Origin of the sequence: Streptomyces niveiscabiei (genome assembly GCF_033794345.1) — a bacterium.
GTDB lineage: Bacteria > Actinomycetota > Actinomycetes > Streptomycetales > Streptomycetaceae > Streptomyces > Streptomyces niveiscabiei.
Window position 1 is genome coordinate 216268 of sequence record NZ_JARAYJ010000010.1, and the last position, 18721, is coordinate 234988.

Genomic DNA, 18721 nt, shown 5'->3' on the forward strand with positions numbered 1-18721 from the left:
GCGCGCCCCTCAGTCGTCCAGCTTCAGCGCCCTGAGTTGCTCCCGGTTCAGGCGCAACTTGTCGTAGGCGTGCTGGAGATGGGTCTCCACGGTCTTCTCCGCGACACCGAGGCGGCGGGCGATGCCCTGGTTGGAGAGGCCGGTGCGCATGAGGCGTACGGCTTCGCGCTCGCGCGGGGTGAGGGCGGCGAGGGCGGAGACGGGGCCGGTGAGGCTCAGGCCCAAGTCGGCTGCCAGGCGCCGGGTCTGGGCCTCGTAGGCGTGGGCGCCGGAGTCGGTGAAGGTGTGCAGGGCCTCGCGCAACGCCGCCTCCGCCGCCAGCCCCCGGCCCAGGGCCGATAATTGACGTGCCGTCACGAGCAGTACGCGGGCGCCCTCCAGGGGCAGGCCCGCTTCCTTCGCCAGGGTGAGAGCCTCCTCGCAGGAGGCGAGGGCGGCGGCCGGTTCGCCCTCGGCCTCGCTGATCTGGGCGCGGACCCGGGCCGTGGCGAGGTGGGCGGAGACTCGGTACACCGCGCGGGTCCGCGCGGCGAACTCGGCGAGTGCGTGGGCGGCTTCGGCCGTGCGGCCCAGTCGGGAGAGGGCGTCCGCGCGGACCGGGCCGAAGAGGTGGGCGCCGGGTTCCCTGGACGAGTAGTGGGTCTCGATCGCCTCGGCCGCGTCCAGGAAACCCTCGTGGTCCTCGGCGGCCTGGGCGATGGCCGCGCGGGCGCCCGCCGCGAACGCGAAGCTCATCGGGCTCGCGAGGAGCTGGGACCAGTCGGTGGCCTCCCTCGCGTGCCCCGCCGCCTCCTCCCAACTGCCCTGTGCGGCAAGGGGGTAACAGGCCAGGGCGTGCAGCAGGGGGTAGTCCCAGACGCGGCCGTTCTCCGCCGCGTCCCCGATCGCCGACGCGGTCAGCCGGACCGCCTCCGCGAGGTTGCCCCTGCGGTACTCGGCCTCCCCGAGGAACCCGAGGCCCTGCCCGATCCGCAGCGCCTCGCCGCGCGTCGCCCGCTCGACCGCGCTGCCGAGGTCCGCGTGGGCGCCGTCCAGGTCGTCCGTCCAGAGCCGGATCATGCCGCGCGCCACCAGCCCGTCCAGACCGGCGGGGGCGCCCGGGAGGTGCACCGCGCCCAGCTCCCTCAACGCCTTCCCGGCGTCCCCCGCGAGGGCGGTGCCCACCGTCTTGGCGAACCAGGCGAACGCCCTCACCCAGGGTTCCCTCGTGGGGGCGGCCACCGCGGCCTCGCCGTAGAACACCATGTCCTGGTAGTCGAGTTGGACCACGCCGATGATGGCCAGTTGGGTGGCGATGCGGGCTTCCAGGTCGGCGGGCGTCGTCGAGGGGGTGACGGGAAGCGTCGAGGGGGTCCCGTGGTCGTGAAGTGGGCTCTTCTCCCCGGGAGTTGTTCCCCTTTCGCGGTCCGCCCGCACCCCTTCCAACGCCCGGCGGAACAACCCCCGCGCCTCCGCGATCCGCCCGCCCAGCAACACCAGGTATCCGGTCACGTAGTCCACCCACGGGCCCGGTGCCAGCGACGTCAACTCCCCTTCGTAGCGCCGCGCGGTGGACGCGTCGCCGCTCACCAGGAGTGCCTCCACGGCGGTGAGGAGGCGGGCGCGGACATGCGGTCCCGGCGGGGTGAGTTCGAGGGCGTGTCCGGCGTACACCGCGGCCAACCTGAGGTTGCCGAGGGAGAGTTGGCGTCGCGCCTCCTGCTCGGCGGCGAGCGCGACGTCCTCGTTCTGGCCCTGGTCCGCGGCGATCCGGTGCCACAGTGCGTCCGGTCCCCCGAACTCGGCGGCGGCACGGTGCAGTCGGCGGCGGCGCCCCGGGCTCATGTCGCTGTAGACGTAGTCGCCGATCACCCCGTTGGGGAACGCGAGCGTACGCCCTCCGGTGCCGGGCACCTCCACCAACAGCCCTGCGCGTACGGCCTCGTCGAGCGCCTCACCCACATCCCCGGCCCCGGCTCGCGCGCCGCCCCCGACCACGCCGGGCACGCCCGCGCCACCGCCACCCGCTCCGACCGACCCGACGCCGCCGCCCACTCCGACCGGCCCCGCGGCGCCCGGCGCTCCGGCCGGCTCCACCCCGCCGGTCACCTCACCCCCGTACCCGTCCCCCGCCCGCAACCCCGCCAACTCCCGTGCCTGTGCCAGCGGAAACCGCCGGCCCAGCACCGCCCCCGCCGCCACAAGGTCCCGCGTCCCGGGCGCGCAGGAGCCCAACCGGGAGATGAGTGTCAGCGGCATCGAGCGGTGCGCGGGGAGTGGGCCCTGTCCGTACGCGAGCGTGTGGGGAGCGACCTGTTGGAGCAACTGCCGTGCGTGCAACGGGTTTCCGCCGGTCAGCTCGTGCAAGTGGGCTGCTCCGGACGGGGACAGCCGAGGCTGCCCCCAGGACGGCGCGAGCCGCAGCAGCGCGTCCGCCGAGAGCCCCTCCAGCCGTACGACGGCCCCCTCGCCGGACTCGATCAACCGCCGCCATCCCTCGTGGAGCCCCTCGTGCGCGCGGCCCCACGAACGGCCCTGCGTCACCGCCGCGTCGACCGGCACGTACGCCAGCAGGAACAGTACGGGTTCGCTGCGCAGGGACCGGGCGGCGAGCCGAAGGGCTGTCATCGACGCCCGGTCCCCCCAGTGCGCGTCGTCGACCACGACGACCACCGGCCGCCCCACCCGCCCCAGGTCCTCCGCGAGCGCCCGGGCGACCAGCGCGGGATCGGCCTCCTCGGTCAACTTCCCGCCCCGCGCGCCCGGCAGTTCCCGCACGATCTGCCGCAGCACCTCCCAGGGCCGCCGCTCCCACGCCTCGTCCCCGTAGGACCGCGCGACGACCGGCGGCGCGGCCTCCTTCAGGAACGCGCCCACGAGCGCCGACTTCCCGATCCCCGGCGCCCCTTCGACGACCACGACGGCGGGCCGCAGCCGCACCGTCCGCCGCCAGGCCTCCCGCAGCACACCGAATTCGACGCCACGGCCGGCGAGCGGAGAGGGATTCGGTACGAAAAGGTCACCACTGGCCGTCACGGAGCCGCCCCTTCCCCGCCGGAGGACGCCCAGTATGGCCGGACAGGAACGCCCGGAACAGACTCGCGACGGGCGGGAGACGGAGGGGGCGGACGGGGAGGGATGCCGAGGCCATACGGGCCACCCCCGAGGCGTACCCGGGTACTACCCCCGTACTACCCCTGCACCACTCCCACCCCCGCTCCCCCTCACTCCCGCCCTACCCCCGAAACTCCTCAGTCCGCTCCGCCGAAGCCTCCCCCAGCGCCTTCCGCACCGCGTCCGCGTCCCCCCGCAGCCCATACACCGGCGTAGCCGGCTGCTGCCGCCACGACTCGTCGATCGTCCCCGCGTCGACCGTGTCGAACCCCAGCTCCTCGACCAGCGCCCGCACCTTCGCCTTGGCGGCCGGGTCGTCCCCGGCGACGGGCACGGCGATCCGCTCGGGGTCCCCCGCAGGCCGGTGCCGGTCCAGGATGTCCTGGGCGTACGTACCGTTGAACACCTTCACCACATCGTGCCCGAGGTGATTCGCCACCCACCGGCTCTCCGTGATCCCGGTGTCCTCGATCTCCCCGATCCGCCCGTCCCGCTCGCGCGGGTAGTAGTTGTTGGTGTCGACGACGACAGCCCCCTCGGCCGCCCCGGCGAGCACATCGTCCGGCAGCCCGGGGATCGCTTTGAGCGGAATGGTCACGACAACGACCTCGGCCCCCTTGGCCGCGTCCCCCACGGCGACGGCCGTCGCCCCGGTCTCGGCGGCGAGATCCCCCAAGGTCTCCGGCCCCCGGGAGTTCGCCACAGACACCTCATGCCCCAACGCGGCGAGCCGCCGCGTGAGGTTCCCACCGATGTTGCCCGCCCCGATGATCCCGACCTTCATGACCGAACCTCCATTGGATGCACACGCATACATCACCCCCCAACCAGACCCCCCACCCCCTTATTCCGGCGCACGCACCCCCCCCACCCGGCCACCCCCGCCCAACCACTCACCCCCCGAACGGATCCCCCAACTCCCCCCGCACAATCTCCGCCGCCCCCGCCCCGTCCCCCGCCCGAACAGCCCGCACCAACGCCTCATGCGCCAGATCCCCCACCCCCGCATCCCCTTCCCGCACCCGGGTCAACGCCAGCAACTCCACCAGCCCCTCCCGCAGAACCGGCACAAAATCACCGAACAACCCCACCAGCACCGGATTGTGCGCAGCGGCCACCACAGCCGCGTGAAACGCGATGTCCGCCTCGACGAACGCCCGGTCGTCCCCGGAGGCGGCGGCCCGCCGAGCGGCAAGCGCCCCCTCGATCACCACCAGGTCACCCTCCGTACGCCGCTCGGCGGCCAGCCGGGCCGCATGCGTCTCGACGGCCATCCGCACCTCGTACACATCCCGGACCGCGGCCTTCCGCAACCGGGAGGCCCACTCCTCCCCCGCCGGCTCGGCGGAGACGACGAACACCCCGGCCCCCTGCCGAGCCCGCACGAACCCTTCCCCCGCGAGCCCCCGAAGGGCCTCGCGCACGGTGGACCGCCCCACCCCCAGCGCGGCGGCGAGGGACGTCTCCCCCGGCAGCCGCGCCCCCACGGCCCACTCCCCGGCGACGATCCGCTCCCGCAACCGCTCGGTCGCCTGCTCGACGAGGGGACTGGGGCGAACGGGACCCAGCGGCATGACCGACTCCACCGACTTGTCTGAGGACCTGAGGAGTGACTAGCGTACCGGCATGTCCGACACCCTCGTCCTGCACGCGGCAGACACCCACGTCGTACGAGACGGCCGGGCGATCCTCCAGGAGATCACGCTCCGGGTCCGTACGGGCGAACACTGGGCGCTCCTGGGAGCCAACGGGGCGGGAAAGTCGACGCTGTTGGGCCTGCTGGGCGCCCGCGTGCACCCGACGAGCGGAACGGTGGACGTCCTGGGAAACCGCCTGGGCCGGGTGGACGTACGGGACTTGAGGTCGTACGTGGGACACGTGGACCCCCGCCACCCCCTGCACCTCCCCCTGACGACCCGGGAGGTCGTCCTGACCGGCGTCACCAACTCGGTCGCCCCGCTCCCGCGTTGGCGGCCGACCCCCGAACAGCGGGACAGGGCGGAGGAGTTGATGGGGACCCTGGGCCTGGGGTCTCTCAAGGAGGCCCGCTGGCCCACACTTTCGCAGGGTCAGCGGGGCCGCACACTGATCGCACGGGCCCTGATGCCGGCGCCCCGCCTCCTGCTGCTGGACGAACCGGCGACGGGCCTGGACCTCCCCGGCAGGGAGCAGTTGATCGGCGCGCTGGGAGAACTCGCGGCGAACCACCCCGAGTTGGCGACGGTCCTGGTCACGCACCACCTGGAGGAGCTCCCGCCCCACACCACGCACGCCCTGCTGCTGCGGGACGGCCGGGCACTGGCCCAGGGCCCGGCCCGGGAGACCCTCACCCCCGACCTGCTCGGCAAGTGCTTCGACCTGCCCCTGAGCCTGGACCGGCACGCCGACGGCCGCTGGAGCGTACGCATCCAACGGCCGGGGCGATGAACCGGCCCTCTCGGAAGGAGGGCACCCAAGGGGGCGACTACTTGCTCAGGTGCGCCCAGAACTCGTCGAACGACAGCTTCTTGTCCCCGTCGAGGTCCCGGCTCTTGATGATGGACTCGGCGACGGCCTCGGTGACGTTCCAGTCGCCACCCTGCGCGAGGGCGGTCTTGAACTCGGCCGCGGTGATCTCGCCGTCACCGTCCGTGTCGATCCGGTCGAATTCCTTGCGCGCTTCTTCGATGTTGGCCACCGATCCGCCCCTTATCCACTGCTTGCGGTGCTGCTGACGCAGGTCAGACTAACTGCCCGCGACCGCCCGCAGCGCCGCGACCACCCACGCGAAGTCCTCCGCGTGCGGCGGCGCGGGCTGCCGCTGCACGACGGCGAGCAGCTCCCGGTACCGGGCGACGCGCTCGTTGAACCCGGCCGTCATCCGGTCCAGCACACCGGAGAGGTCGGCGTCCCCGAACAGGTCCCGCAGCACCGCCCCGGCCTCGGCGGAGTCCGGCGCGACCCCCCGCTCCCGCAGCGGAGCGACCAGCTCGACGAGCCGCTTGGCGAACCACACCGCCTCCCCGGAGGGCGAACTCCCCGTCCGGTCGGCCGCGTTGAACTCGACGGCCCGCCGCATCTGCGCCCGGAACTCCGGATCCTCCAGCATCTCCGCCAACTCGACCCAGGCGTCGACCTGTTCGGGTGTCGGATCGTCGGACAGCTCGACGGCCGTACGCCGCATCCGCTCCTGGATGTCGGGGTCGACCCCCGGCAGCCCGTGCAGCGTCTCCGCCACGAACTCCTCCATGATCCGCTGCCGTTCGGCCGCGGACAGCTTCGCCAGCCGGTGCATGAGCTTCATCTCCTCCGTCGTGGAACCCCGTCGTGCGACGCTCGACAACACGGCCCGGATCACCTTCAGGGACCTGATCTGTACGTCGATGGCGGCGACGTGCGTCGCGGCCACCTCGGCGACGGTCCGCTCCCCGGCCAGCACCTCGCGCACGGCGTCGAGCCCGAGCCCGAGTTCGCGCAGGGTGCGGATCAGCTCCAGCCGGGCGGCGCCCTCGGCGTCGTACAGCCGGTAGCCGCCCGCCGAGCGGCCGACGGGGTCGAGGACGCCCTCGTCGGACCAGTAGCGGACGGTGCGGACGGACAGTCCGCTGGAGCGGGCCAGCTCGCCGATGGTGAACAGCCCCGTACCGTGGTCGATCATGTGTCGGAGTCTGGGCCTTCCAGTGGGTGGAGACTCAAGCGGTTCGTTCAGGAGGTGTGCGGTGGAGACCTTGCGGGACATTCTCGACGGCGCGGCGCGCGGCGTCTTCCCCCCGCCGGACGGCCGTACGACGGTGGTCCCCCAGCTGTCACGACGCGACGCGGGCGTCCTCAACTTCACCGCGCACGCGGTGGTCTTCCTCGACGAAGACCCCGACTGGGTGTACGCCCGACTGGCCCGCACCCACTGCGATCCGTACTCCGCGCCGACCCATCCGGCGTTCCTGCACGCCCTGTTGGAGCACACGGGCCGTACCGCCGAGACGGTGGACGCGATGCTGGTGGCCCAGCCGCGCGGGGGTGAACTCCCGTTGCCGCTGCGGGAGATCACCGACCCCGGGCACCCCCGGGTGACGTACGCGCTCGAACGCCGCGACGACGTACGGGCCTGGCGGGCGGACGGCGGTGTCCTGGTCCTCGGACGCGGGATCGGCGGACGGCTCGAAGTGTCCGTGGAGGTCGACGAAGCCGTACGCGGCCGGGGTCTCGGGCGCCAGCTGGTGTCCGCCGCACGGCACTTGGCCGGGGAACCGGTGTGGGCGCAGGTCGCGCCGGGGAACGCCCGGAGTCTGCGGGCGTTCCAGGCGGCGGGCTATGTGCCGGTGGGGTCAGAGCTGTTGATGCTCAGGGCCCCATGAACTCTCAACGCCCCGTCGTCTTGTTGACGTCGATGCCGCCGGGGGCGTCGATGTAGTAGTTCCAGCCGGACTTGTACCAGGTCTTGTACAGGTCGTGGTCGTAGCTCGTGGAGACGTACGGGGAGGGCTGGTTGACCAGGACGTACTTCTCGACGTCGTACTGGCCGTTCTCGACGTCCTTGGGGAAGAACCCGAAGGGGAAGATCTTGTCGGGGGTGCGGCTGTCGCTGCGGTAGAGGGTGCCGCAGGTGGTGCGCCAGACCGGGTTGGGGGTGATGCGGCCGAGGTGGCGAAGACGGCGGTCAGGCACAGGACGACGGCCGCGGTGCGCCGCCGTACGGAAGTGGTGATCGTGCGGGGCAGCCTGCCGGGCGGGCGGCTGCCGGGCGGGGATCTTCACCCGTACGGCGGCGAGTCAACTGACCGCAAGTCAGCCCGCGTTCAGCGGAAGATGCCGGTGTGGCCCAGCGAGTAGCGGCCCGGCTGGGGGTAGACCGCGAGTCCGTGCGGGCCGGAGCCGACCTTGATCCGGGCGAGCTGCTTGCCGGTGGCGGTGTCGATCGCGTACACCTCCGCGTCGTAACGCCCGGACAGCCAGAGGACTTTGCCGTCCGCCGAGACGCCGCCCATGTCGGGGCTGCCGCCCTGCGGGAGGTGCCACTTCTTGGTCAGCTTGTTCTGCGTGAAGTCGAAGATGGAGATGGTGCCCTCGCCCCGGTTGGAGACGTACATCTCGCGGGAGTCGCGGCTGACGTAGAGGCCGTGGCAGCCCTTGCCGGTGGGCAGGAACTCCGGTTTGCCGAAGGTCTTTCCGTCGACGATCCACATGCCGTCGGCCATCATGTCGGCGATGTAGAAGCGCTTCCCGTCGGGCGAGATCTTCACGTCCTGCGGCATCGCGCCGTCGAACGGGAGCTTCTGCTGGCCGACGACCTCCATCTTCTCCGTGTCGACCTTCAGGAGTTCGCCGCTGAACTCGCAACTCACCACGAAATAGCGGCCGTCGAGCGAGAAGTCGGCGTGGTTGACGCCGTAGCAGGTGACCGGCACGGTCTTGACCCGCTTCATCGTGTGCGGGTCCCGGAACACCAGCTCGCGGTCCAGGGACGCCATCACGACCGCGTACTTCCCGTTCGGCGTGAAGTACAGGTTGTACGGGTCGTGCACCTCGACGGGCTTGCCCGCCTTGCCGGTTCGCGGGTCGATCGGCGTGAGGGTGTGGCCCCGGTTGTTGTTGACCCACAGGGTCTTCAAGTCCCAGGACGGGACGACGTGTTGGGGCTGGCGCCCGACGTGCAGGGTGTCGACGATCTCGTACGTCTTCGGGTCGATGACACTGACCGTGTCCGACTCGGTGTTCGGGACGTACACGCGGGACGGGAAGTCCTTCACGACCGGCGAGAGGCGGTTCGGGCGGTCGGCGGCGTACACGTCCTTCGGGTCGAGCACCGGCGGCATGCCGGGCAGGCCCTGGGGCACCGTCTTCTTCACCGGCGCCGGGACGGCGGCCTTCGTGGCCTCGGTGGTCTTCTGCTCCCCGCTCTGGGTGCCGCAGGCGGCGAGCGCCGCGGCGAGGACGAGGGCGGCGAACGCAGGACGACTCTTCAACTGAGCAGCTCCGTGGTGGTGACCGCGCGCAGCCCGCGGCGGCCGAGTTCTTCGAGGACGACGGGGAGGGCGGCGACCGTGTCGCGGTAGCCGAAGTGCAGGCTCACGACGGAGCCCGCGCGGACCTCGTCGAGGACCGTCCGGGCGACCTGGCCGGCGCCGGGGGAGGTGAAGTCGAGCGAGTCGACGTCGTACGACAGGACGTGCGGGTACCCGGCCTCCCGCGCGAGCCGCACGACCAGCGGCGACGCGCGCGCGGCCCGCGACGGCCGGAACCAGTTCCCGATCCCGCCGGTCAGCCGCTTGATCCGCTCGGCACACGCGCCGATCTCCGCGCGCGCCTCCGCCTCGGACATGTCGTTGATCCCGAGGTGCCGCTGCGTGTGATTCCCCAGGTCATGCCCACCATCAAGCACCCGCCGGGCCATCCCGGGAAACTCGTCCAGCCAGGCCCCCACAGCCAGAACGGTCACCCGGGCCCCGGCCCGCTCGGCCTCCCCGAGCACCGACCTGGCGATCGCCGGATCACCGGCGCCGTGAAAGGTCAGCGCGACCTGTGAGCGGGTACGCGGCCCGGTCGCGATCTGCGCCGGCTCGCGCGGGAACGCGCGGGGCGTGGGTACGTCGGCAAGAGGGCGGGCCGGCGCGCGCGACGGGCTGGCACCGGGCACGGGCCCTGACGGCTCGGCACGGCCCGGATCACCCCGCCCGGAACACGCGGCGACGAACACGCCCCCGGCAACAAGCCCAGCACCCGCCCGCAGCGCGGCACGACGGTCGGTCGTAGTCACCTGGCCCATTTAAGGGGCTGAAGGCGCCAAAAGGGGTGATTCACCCGCCCGGGGGCGAGGAGGCGAGAAGGTCACCGGGCGCGGGGCGCCTCCTCACCGATGGCGCGACGAACACATGGTCATCCTGTCGGGCGATCCCACGAACATCCCTCGACTCACGAGCGCACCTTCAGCAGCAGCACGGTTCGCCCCGGGATCGTCACCTCCGTCCCGGCCTCGTGCACGGCCCCCTCCGACTCCTGCGCGGTGTCCACCACCACCTCGTACCGCTCGGCCCACGGCACCCCGGGCAGGGTGAACCCCACCGCCGTCTCCCCCGCGTGCAGCACGGCGAAGAAGCTGTCGTCGACGACCGGCTCCCCCCGCTCGTCCCGCCCGGGGATGTCCCGGCCGGACAGGTACATCCCGAGCGTGGCGGCCGGCGCGTACCAGTCGCCGTCGATCATCTCCTCCCCCCGTGCGGTGAACCACGCCAAGTCCCGTATCCCGTCGGCGGAATGGGCCCGCCCGGAGAAGAACGCCCGTCGCCGCAGCACGGGATGACGATGTCTCAGTGCGATGAGCCGCGAACTCAGCTCGAACAGCGACCGCCACCCCGGCTCCTCCAGCAGCCCCCAGTCGACCCAACTCGTGGCGTTGTCCTGGCAGTAGGCGTTGTTGTTGCCCCCCTGGGTCCGCCCCATCTCGTCCCCGGCGACGAGCATCGGCACCCCGGTCGACAGCAGCAGGGTCGTCATGAGGTTCCTCAACTGCCGCTGGCGCAGGGCGAGTACACCGGCGTCGCCCGTCTCCCCCTCGACCCCGCAGTTCCAGGACCGGTTGTCGTCGCTCCCGTCCCGGTTCCCCTCCCCGTTGGCCTCGTTGTGCTTGCGCTCATACGACACGAGGTCGCGCAGCGTGTAACCGTCGTGCGCGGTCACGAAGTTGACGGACGCGTACGGCCGCCGCCCGCCCCAGGCGTAGAGGTCGCTGGACCCGGAGAGCCGGTACCCCATCTCCCGTACGTCGGGCAGCGCGCCGCGCCAGAAGTCCCGTACGGCGCCCCGGTACCGGTCGTTCCACTCGGTCCACAGCGGAGGGAAGGCGCCGACCTGGTAGCCGCCCGAGCCGACGTCCCAGGGCTCGGCGATGAGCTTGACCCGCCGCAGCACCGGGTCCTGGGCGATGACCGCGAGGAACGGGGAGAGCATGTCGACGTCGTGCATGGAGCGCGCGAGCGCCGCCGCGAGGTCGAACCGGAAGCCGTCGACGCCCATTTCGGTGACCCAGTACCGCAGGGAGTCGGTGATGAGGCGCAGGACGTGCGGCTGGACGACGTGCAGGGTGTTGCCGCAGCCGGTGTAGTCGGCGTACCGGCGGGCGTCGTTCTGGAGGCGGTAGTAGCCGCGGTTGTCGATGCCCTTGAGGGAGAGTGTGGGCCCCAACTCGCCTGCTTCTGCGGTGTGGTTGTAGACGACGTCGAGGATCACCTCGATGCCCGCCGCGTGCAGCGCGCGGACCATGCGCTTGAACTCGCCGACCTGCTGTCCCGTCGTCCCCGAGGAGGCGTAGGCGGCGTGCGGGGCGAAGTAGCCGATGGAGTTGTAGCCCCAGTAGTTGCGCAGCCCCTTCCGCAACAGGTGGTCCTCGTGGGCGAATTGGTGGACGGGGAGGAGTTCGACGGCCGTGACGCCGAGCTTCACGAGGTGCTCGATGGCCGCCGGGTGCGCCAACCCGGCGTACGTGCCGCGGAGTTCGGGCGGGATGCCGGGGTGCAGCCGGGTGAAGCCGCGGACGTGGAGCTCGTAGATCACCGAGTCGGCCCACGGCGTCTTGGGGCGCTGGTCGTCGGCCCAGTCGTCCTCGTCCTGGACGACAACTCCCTTGGGGACAAAGGGCGCTGAGTCGCGGTCGTCGCGGACGGTGTCGGCGATGTGCTGCTGGGGCCAGTCGCGGACATGGCCGTACACCTCGGGCGGCAGCCCGAACTCGCCGTCCACGGCACGGGCGTACGGGTCGAGGAGCAGCTTCGCCGGGTTCCAGCGGGCGCCGGTCCAGGGGTCCCAGCGGCCGTGTACACGGAATCCGTAGCGGCGGCCGGGACGCACGCCGGGGACGAAGCCGTGCCAGACCTCGTGGGTGAGTTCGGTGAGCCGTACCCGGGTCTCGGCACCGTCGTCGTCGAACAGGCACAGGTCGACCGCCTCCGCCCCGCCCGCCCACAGCGCGAAGTTGGTGCCGATCGCCCCGCCGGGGCCGGTGCGCACGCGCGCGCCGAGGGGGACGGGGGCGCCGGGCCAGACGGGCGGCACCGGAGGGCGGCGCTCCGCCTCCTGGCTCAGGGGCGCGGCTGGCTCCTGTTCGGCTGTGCTGGACACCGGTCGGCCCCTCTTCGTCCAGTCCGCCGCCGGGACACCCCGCCGGATGGGTACGGCGTGGCGCGGCTCCCCGACGTACGGTCGTCGTCCTCCCCCTGTTCTGCCCAGCGGCTGCCGCGCGCAGACCGGGGGTCGTACTCATGTTTCCTTTTCACGTTTCCCCGGGGTGTACCCGCTCGTTGTACGGGCGTGACGCATGGACAGAGACGCGCGGGTGCCGCGCTGGCCGTCGTGGTGGCAGGGCTCGTCGCCGGGTGCACGTCCGGGGACGGGCGCAGCGGGATGGACCGGCTGCTCGGGAAACCGGCGGCTGCCCGGGACGTGATCCGGGTGACGCCGGACGACGGGGTGAAGGGGGTGGGGGCGGACGGGAAGCTGCGGGTGCGGGTGCCGTTCGGGAAGCTGGAGTCCGTCCGGGTCGCGCGCGTGCAGGACGCGCAGGAGACCCTCGTACCCGGGAAGATCGTGGACGACGGCGGGAGCTGGCGGCCGGACGACGACCGGCTCGCGCTCGCCGCGCGGTACACGGTGGACGTCGTCGCGCGCGACGAGTCGGGCAACCGGCTTGCGCGGCACAGCACGTTCACGACGTTCGTGCCGGACGAGCGGTTCATCGGGTACGTCGCTCCGGAGAACCGTTCGGTCGTCGGCACCGGCATGATCGTGTCGCTGGAGTTCAACCGGGAGATCGTCAACCGCGCGGACGTGGAGCGGGCCGTCGAGGTCACCGCGGACCCTCCGGTGGAGGTGCGCCCGCACTGGTTCGGCGGCGAGCGGCTGGACTTCCGGCCGCGCGCGTACTGGAAGCCGGGCACGCGGGTCACGGTGGCGCTGCGGCTGCGGGACGTCGAGGGGGCGCCCGGGGTGTACGGGCTCCAGTCCAAGACGTTCTCGTTCACCGTCGGGCGCGGCCAGGTGTCGCTGGTGGACGCCGCCGCCCACACGATGGAGGTGCGGCGGGACGGGCGGCTGCTGGCGACCGTGCCGATCACCGCGGGTTCGCCGAAGACGCCGACGTACAACGGGAAGATGGTCGTCACCGAGATGCTCGACGTGACGCGGATGAACAGCCGGACCGTCGGGTTCGGCGGGGAGTACGACATCCCGGACGTGCCGCACGCGATGCGGCTGACCGATTCGGGGACGTTCCTGCACGGGAACTACTGGGCGCCGTACGCCGTTGGACGGGTGAACGTGAGTCACGGGTGTGTGGGGCTGAGGGATGTGAAGGGGGGTTCTTCGGAGACTCCGGCGGGGTGGTTCTTCGACCGGAGTCTGATCGGGGACGTGGTGGAGGTGGTCAACAGCCGGGACAGGACGGTGGCGGCGGACAACGGGCTGGGCGGCTGGAACATGGGCTGGAAGGAGTGGGTCGCGGGGGGTGCGGCCGGGTAGGGGAGGGCGTGTGGGTCCTTTGCGACGAAACGGTGACGTTTACCTGACCAGATGGTCAAATGACGGCGGTTAGGATGCGCCAGTGATCGCGCGGCGAGCGCGGGGGTGGGGGCTCTGACCAGGGGCCTCGCGAGGGGAGAACGACTTGAACGTGCGGCCGATATCGGGGGCGTCGGTGCGAGGCCGGAAGCGGGGGCTGGCTCTGATGTCCGGCGTCCTCCTGCTCGCCGTCACCGCGTGCGGCGGGAGCGGGAACTCGGGTTCCGCCGACTCCGGCAAGAACGACACCAAGGGCAAGCCCGCCGACAGCGCGCAGAGCGCCCAGTCCGAGGCGGTCGTCAGCATCCTCCCGGCGAACGGCGCGACCGCCGTGAACACGAGCGGCACGCTGAAGGTGACCGCCGCGAAGGGCAAGCTCACCGAGGTCGTCGTCAAGGACCCGAAGGGTACGGCGGTCAAGGGGGCGATCTCCGCTGACGGCGCCGGCTGGACGCCCGCCACGCACCTCGCCGCCGCCACGAAGTACCAGGTGCACGCGGTCGCCAAGGACGCCGGGGGGCGTCAGGCCGCCGAGGACTCGACGTTCACGACCCTCAGCCCGAAGAACACGTTCACGGGCAACTTCACGCCCGAGGACGGCTCGACCGTCGGCGTCGGGATGCCGTTCTCGATCCGCTTCACGCGCGGGATCACCGCGCCGGACGCCGTCGAGAAGGCCATCGAGATCAAGACGGTCCCGGCCGTCGACGTCCAGGGCCACTGGTTCGGCAACGACCGCCTCGACTTCCGTCCCGAGCAGTACTGGAAGGCCGGTACGAAGGTCACCGTCAAGCTCAACCTCGACGGCGTCGAGGGCCGCAAGGGCGTCTACGGCGAGCAGTCCAAGACCGTCTCCTTCACCATCGGGCGCAACCAGGTGTCGATCGTCGACGCCAAGAAGCACACGATGAGCGTCCAGCAGAACGGCAAGACCATCAAGACGATCCCCGTGACGACCGGCAAGCCCGGGTACGCCACCTGGAACGGGCAGATGGTGATGAGCGAGAAGTACAAGGTCACCCGGATGAACGGGGACACCGTCGGCTACGACGGCGAGTACGACATCAAGGACGTCCCCCACGCGGTCCGCCTCACCGACTCGGGCACGTTCGTGCACGGCAACTACTGGGGCGGGGACGCGTTCGGGAACTACAACGCGAGCCACGGCTGCATCGGGCTGCGCGATGTGCGGGGCGGGTACGACAGCGACATCGCCGCCGCGTGGTTCTTCGACCACTCGATGATCGGCGACGTCGTCGTGGTCAAGAACTCGACCGACCCGGTGGTGAATCCGGCGAACGGGCTCAACGGCTGGAACATGTCGTGGGCGGAGTGGACGAAGTAATTCTTTTCAGCAGGTAGGACGATGGCTCCGGTGCTGTGACTCACGGCACCGGAGCCGTTGTCGTTAGTGACCGTTAACCTGCTTCCATGACCGTGAATCTCGAAGTCGCCGAAGGCGTCGGCACGCTGCGGCTCGACCGCCCGCCCATGAACGCGCTGGACACCGCCACGCAGGACCGGCTGAAGGAGCTCGCCGAGGAGGCCGCGCGGCGGGACGACGTACGCGCGGTGGTCGTGTACGGCGGGGAGAAGGTGTTCGCGGCCGGCGCGGACATCAAGGAGATGCGGGCGATGGACCACGCGGCGATGGTGCTGCGCTCCCGCGCGCTCCAGGACGCGTTCACGGCCGTCGCGCGGATCCCGAAGCCGGTCGTCGCGGCGGTCACCGGGTACGCGCTGGGCGGTGGCTGCGAGTTGGCGCTCTGCGCGGACTACCGGATCGCCGGGGAGAACGCGAAGCTGGGCCAGCCGGAGATCCTCCTCGGCGTGATCCCGGGCGCGGGCGGCACCCAGCGGCTGGCCCGGCTGATCGGCCCGTCCAAGGCGAAGGACCTCATCTTCACCGGCCGCATGGTGAAGGCGGACGAGGCGCTGTCCCTCGGCCTCGTGGACCGCGTCGTCCCCGCGGACGAGGTGTACGCGCAGGCGCACGCGTGGGCCGCGAAGCTGGCGCAGGGTCCGGCGATCGCGCTGCGCGCCGCGAAGGAGTCGATCGACACGGGCCTGGAGACCGACCTGGAGACGGGTCTCGCCGTGGAACGCACCTGGTTCGCGGCGCTGTTCGCGACGGAGGACCGGGAGCGGGGGATGCGGAGCTTCGTGGAGGAGGGTCCGGGGAAGGCGAAGTTCCTCTGAGGGAACAGCTGTTGCGCCGTAAACCTGATCGGCCTGTGAGGTATCCCCTCGCCGAATCGCCGTACAGGGTCTTGCAATTGACGTGATGTCTCATCCGGGTCCCTCGATGGGGCGGTTTGTGGGAGCCTTGGGGTGACCACGAGTCAGCCGTGTCGAGGGAGCCGTCGATTGCCGTCGAGTGAGCCGTCTCCGCAGCTCGGCGGGGGTCCGCCGGGGCGCTCCGTGCCGGGGTCATATGCCAGGGGCGCGGCGGACACCGGAAGCTTGCAGGGGGCGTATTCCCCCGGAACGGCCACGGACGGCGCTCCGGGCCGCCATGATGGGGGCATGGCGGGGCTGGAGGGTTTCGAACAGCCGCGGGGACACGGGCGTGTCGACGCGGCGCGCTGGTCGCCCGCGGTCGAGGACGAGCGGGCGCTGAGGGCCGTGGAGCTGTTCGGCGATCCCACGGAGGCCGAGGTGCCGCTCCCGTCCCGCCCGGAGTCGGCGGCGGCGGCCCGGCGTCTCACCCGGTTCGTGGTCCTCCGCCAGTGGGGCCTCACCCCCAAGCTCGCCGAGGACTCCGTCCTCCTCGTCTCCGAACTCGTCGGCAACGCCGTACGCCACACCGGCGCCCGCGTCTTCGGCCTCCGCATGCGCCGCCGCCGCGGCTGGATCCGCGTCGAGGTCCGCGACCCCTCCCGGGGGCTGCCCTGCCTGATGCCGGTCCACGAACTCGACGTCAGCGGGCGGGGGTTGTTCCTCGTGGACAAGCTCTCCGACCGCTGGGGGGTCGACTTACTCCCGCGCGGGAAGACGACGTGGTTCGAGATGAGGGTGGGGGAGAGGTAGCCCCGGCGTTGTGCAAGTCCGCTGATGTGTACGGCCGTTGGTGTGCCGGGTCAGCCGAGGATCTTCCGTTCGTACGCCACCGCGACCGCAGCCGCGCGGTCGCTGACGCCCAACTTGGCGTAGAGGTGGGTGAGGTGGGTCTTCACGGTGGCCTCGCTGATGAACAGCTCGCGGGCGATCTCGCGGTTCGACGTGCCCTTCGCGACGAGGGCGAGCACTTCGCGTTCCCGTGCGGACAGGGGCTCGCTCGCGGGGGTGCGGACAGCGGTGACGAGGCGTGTCGCGACCGCCGGGGACAGGACCGTACGGCCGTCCGCCGCCGCCCTGACCGCCGTGAACAGTTCGTCGCGCGGGGCGTCCTTGAGGAGGTAGCCCGTCGCGCCCGCCTCGATCGCGGGGAGCGTGTCCGAGTCGGTGTCGTACGTCGTCAGGACGAGGACCTTCGCGCGGGCTCCCGTACGGGTGAGGCGGGTGATCGCCTCGACCCCGCCGCCGCCCGGCATCCGCAGGTCCATCAGGATCACGTCGGGATCGAGCGCGGCGGCCTTCTCGACGGCCTCGACCCCGTTCGCGGCCTCGCCGAGGACCCGGAAACCGGGCGCCGAGGCGAACATGCCGCGCAGGCCGTCGCGGACGACGGGGTGGTCGTCGACGATGAGGAGGGAGATCGGCCGGGCCCCGGGGGCGGAGGGGGCGCCGGGCGCGAGGCTGCCGGGCGTGCGGGCCTCGGATGCGCGGTCGCTGAGTGCGGGGGTGCCGGGCACGCGGTCGTCCGGCGTGTGCGAGGCGGGCGGGCGGTTATCGGTCATGGCGGACCAACGGTACGCGAGCCGACAGTGCCGTGCCCTGGCCCGGTTCCGACTCGACCGTGAGGGAGCCCGCGATGCGCTCGGCGCGGGCGCGCATGCCGTCGAGGCCGAAGCCGCCGGTGCGGGTGCGTTCGGGGAGGGCGAGGGGGTCGAAGCCGCGGCCGTCGTCGCGGATGTCGAGGATCACCTCGTCGGCGAGGAAGCTGAGGGTGACGCCGAGGCGGCTCGCGCGCGCGTGCCGGGCCGCGTTCGAGAGGGCCTCCTGGGTGATGCGCAGGAGCGTCGCGGACACCTCGTCGTGGAGCTGCTCCACCACCCCGGTGACGGTGAACTCGGCCCGTACGCCCGTGCGTTCACCCCACTCCGCGACCGTGCCCTTCAGCGCCTCGGGCAGCCCCGCGTCGGCGAGCGCGACCGGCGCGAGGTTGTGCACCGAGCGCCGGGCCTCGCCGAGGCTGTGCCGGGCGAGGTCCATCGCGCGGACGGTGTGCTCGCGCGCCGCCGCCGCGTCCGGCGTGTTCGCCACGACCTGGAGCTGGGCGATGATGCCGGTCAGGCCCTGCGCGATGGTGTCGTGGATCTCGGCGGCGAGGCGCCTGCGCTCGTCGGCGACTCCCGCTTCCCGCGCCTGGACGAGGAGTTGGGCGTGCAGCGCGGCGTTCTCGTCGAGGGCCTGCTGAAGCGCGGCGTTGGTGCGTTCCAGTTCGGAGATGGTCGCGGAGCGTTCGACGGCGCGGCGCGCGTCCTGCTCGGTGAGGTGGGCGATCACCGCCTGGAGCGCGAACTGGAAGAACAGCAGCGCCATGAACACGGCCCACTGGCCGATGTTCTTCGGCGGCAGCCCGCCGGCCTGCGCGCCCGCCACCGGGACCGCGCTGGCGAACAGGCCGGCCCTGCGCCATCTGCCGGGGAGCAGTTCGTCGGAGTCCATGTAGCCGGTGGCCGCGTAGAACGCGAAGAACGGGTTGAGCAGCGTGAGGGCGAAGGCGAGCGCCCAGCGCAGGACGTAGTACACCGTCCCCGCCGGGGCGGGGGTCCGGCCCCGGTTCGGACGGCCGTGGCGCGTGGTGTGCCACCACAGCTGGAGCAGGAGCGCGCAGGCGACCAGGCCCGCCGCGGTGTACCGCGCGGCGGGGCCCGCCGTCAGCTCGGCGGCGATCGTCGCGAGGACGACGCTGATGCCGAGCATCCCGTACGGACCCCAGACGTGCAGCTGCTCCCAGCGCAGGTCGATCTGCTCGTCCTTCGAGGTCATGCGGCCAGTC

16 protein-coding genes and 1 pseudogene are annotated in these 18721 nt (G+C 71.9%); 6 read left to right on the forward strand and 11 right to left on the reverse strand.

The features are described 5' to 3' along the window. Positions 1-9: 9 nt before the first annotated feature. The 3 genes from PV682_RS16945 to PV682_RS16955 form a co-directional block, all read right to left on the reverse strand. Complete coding sequence (locus PV682_RS16945) at positions 10-3015, reverse strand: AAA family ATPase (RefSeq protein WP_319730550.1); 3006 nt, start codon at positions 3013-3015, stop codon at positions 10-12. A gap of 199 nt (positions 3016-3214) precedes the next feature. Beyond that, on the reverse strand, positions 3215-3877 hold the full coding sequence (locus tag PV682_RS16950; RefSeq protein ID WP_319730552.1) for an NADPH-dependent F420 reductase: 663 nt from the start codon (positions 3875-3877) through the stop codon (positions 3215-3217). Positions 3878-3986: 109 nt separating this feature from the next. Then, positions 3987-4667, reverse strand: coding sequence for a FadR/GntR family transcriptional regulator (locus PV682_RS16955; protein ID WP_319730554.1), 681 nt, complete (start codon positions 4665-4667; stop codon positions 3987-3989). 52 nt (positions 4668-4719) lie between these two features. Here PV682_RS16955 and PV682_RS16960 point away from each other — a divergent pair, with 52 nt between their 5' ends. After that, positions 4720-5520 (forward strand): ABC transporter ATP-binding protein, encoded by an 801-nt coding sequence (locus tag PV682_RS16960; RefSeq protein ID WP_319730556.1) that lies wholly within the window; start codon positions 4720-4722, stop codon positions 5518-5520. Positions 5521-5557: 37 nt separating this feature from the next. On the opposite strand, the gene PV682_RS16965 is transcribed toward PV682_RS16960, so the two are convergent. After that, positions 5558-5770, reverse strand: coding sequence for an EF-hand domain-containing protein (locus PV682_RS16965; RefSeq protein WP_010350019.1), 213 nt, complete (start codon positions 5768-5770; stop codon positions 5558-5560). A 48-nt stretch (positions 5771-5818) separates the two neighbouring features. Then, positions 5819-6730 (reverse strand): helix-turn-helix domain-containing protein, encoded by a 912-nt coding sequence (locus PV682_RS16970; protein WP_319730560.1) that lies wholly within the window; start codon positions 6728-6730, stop codon positions 5819-5821. A gap of 61 nt (positions 6731-6791) precedes the next feature. Here PV682_RS16970 and PV682_RS16975 point away from each other — a divergent pair, with 61 nt between their 5' ends. Further along, positions 6792-7427: a GNAT family N-acetyltransferase gene (locus tag PV682_RS16975; protein WP_319730562.1), complete on the forward strand. Its 636-nt coding sequence runs from the start codon at positions 6792-6794 to the stop codon at positions 7425-7427. Between the two features lie 10 nt (positions 7428-7437). Here PV682_RS16975 and PV682_RS16980 read toward each other — a convergent pair. The 4 genes and pseudogenes from PV682_RS16980 to glgX form a co-directional block, all read right to left on the reverse strand. After that, positions 7438-7827 (reverse strand): annotated as a pseudogene (locus tag PV682_RS16980) (scabin-related ADP-ribosyltransferase); the annotation flags it as partial. A 41-nt stretch (positions 7828-7868) separates the two neighbouring features. Continuing rightward, positions 7869-9035, reverse strand: coding sequence for a YncE family protein (locus PV682_RS16985; RefSeq protein ID WP_319730567.1), 1167 nt, complete (start codon positions 9033-9035; stop codon positions 7869-7871). After that, complete coding sequence (locus PV682_RS16990) at positions 9032-9835, reverse strand: polysaccharide deacetylase family protein (RefSeq protein WP_319730568.1); 804 nt, start codon at positions 9833-9835, stop codon at positions 9032-9034. Before PV682_RS16990 ends, PV682_RS16985 begins: the two co-directional genes overlap by 4 nt. Positions 9836-9981: 146 nt before the next feature. Beyond that, the gene (gene glgX, locus PV682_RS16995) at positions 9982-12183 is read right to left on the reverse strand and encodes a glycogen debranching protein GlgX (protein WP_407705690.1); all 2202 of its coding nucleotides are present in this window, start codon (positions 12181-12183) and stop codon (positions 9982-9984) included. A gap of 189 nt (positions 12184-12372) precedes the next feature. Here glgX and PV682_RS17000 point away from each other — a divergent pair, with 189 nt between their 5' ends. From PV682_RS17000 to PV682_RS17015, 4 genes are all read left to right on the forward strand, one after another. Next, entirely contained in the window at positions 12373-13578 is a 1206-nt protein-coding gene (locus PV682_RS17000; protein WP_319730570.1) for a L,D-transpeptidase, read from the forward strand. 205 nt (positions 13579-13783) lie between these two features. Beyond that, positions 13784-14962, forward strand: a complete 1179-nt coding sequence (locus PV682_RS17005) for a L,D-transpeptidase (protein ID WP_319730572.1) — start codon at positions 13784-13786, stop codon at positions 14960-14962. An 86-nt stretch (positions 14963-15048) separates the two neighbouring features. Next, positions 15049-15816, forward strand: coding sequence for an enoyl-CoA hydratase/isomerase family protein (locus PV682_RS17010; protein ID WP_319730574.1), 768 nt, complete (start codon positions 15049-15051; stop codon positions 15814-15816). Between the two features lie 327 nt (positions 15817-16143). Beyond that, positions 16144-16647, forward strand: coding sequence for an ATP-binding protein (locus PV682_RS17015; RefSeq protein WP_407705691.1), 504 nt, complete (start codon positions 16144-16146; stop codon positions 16645-16647). Between the two features lie 50 nt (positions 16648-16697). On the opposite strand, the gene PV682_RS17020 is transcribed toward PV682_RS17015, so the two are convergent. Beyond that, positions 16698-17456, reverse strand: coding sequence for a response regulator transcription factor (locus PV682_RS17020; protein ID WP_319730578.1), 759 nt, complete (start codon positions 17454-17456; stop codon positions 16698-16700). Beyond that, on the reverse strand, positions 17446-18711 hold the full coding sequence (locus PV682_RS17025; RefSeq protein ID WP_319730580.1) for a sensor histidine kinase: 1266 nt from the start codon (positions 18709-18711) through the stop codon (positions 17446-17448). The genes PV682_RS17020 and PV682_RS17025 overlap by 11 nt, the downstream gene beginning before the upstream one ends. Between the last annotated feature and the right edge of the window lie 10 nt (positions 18712-18721).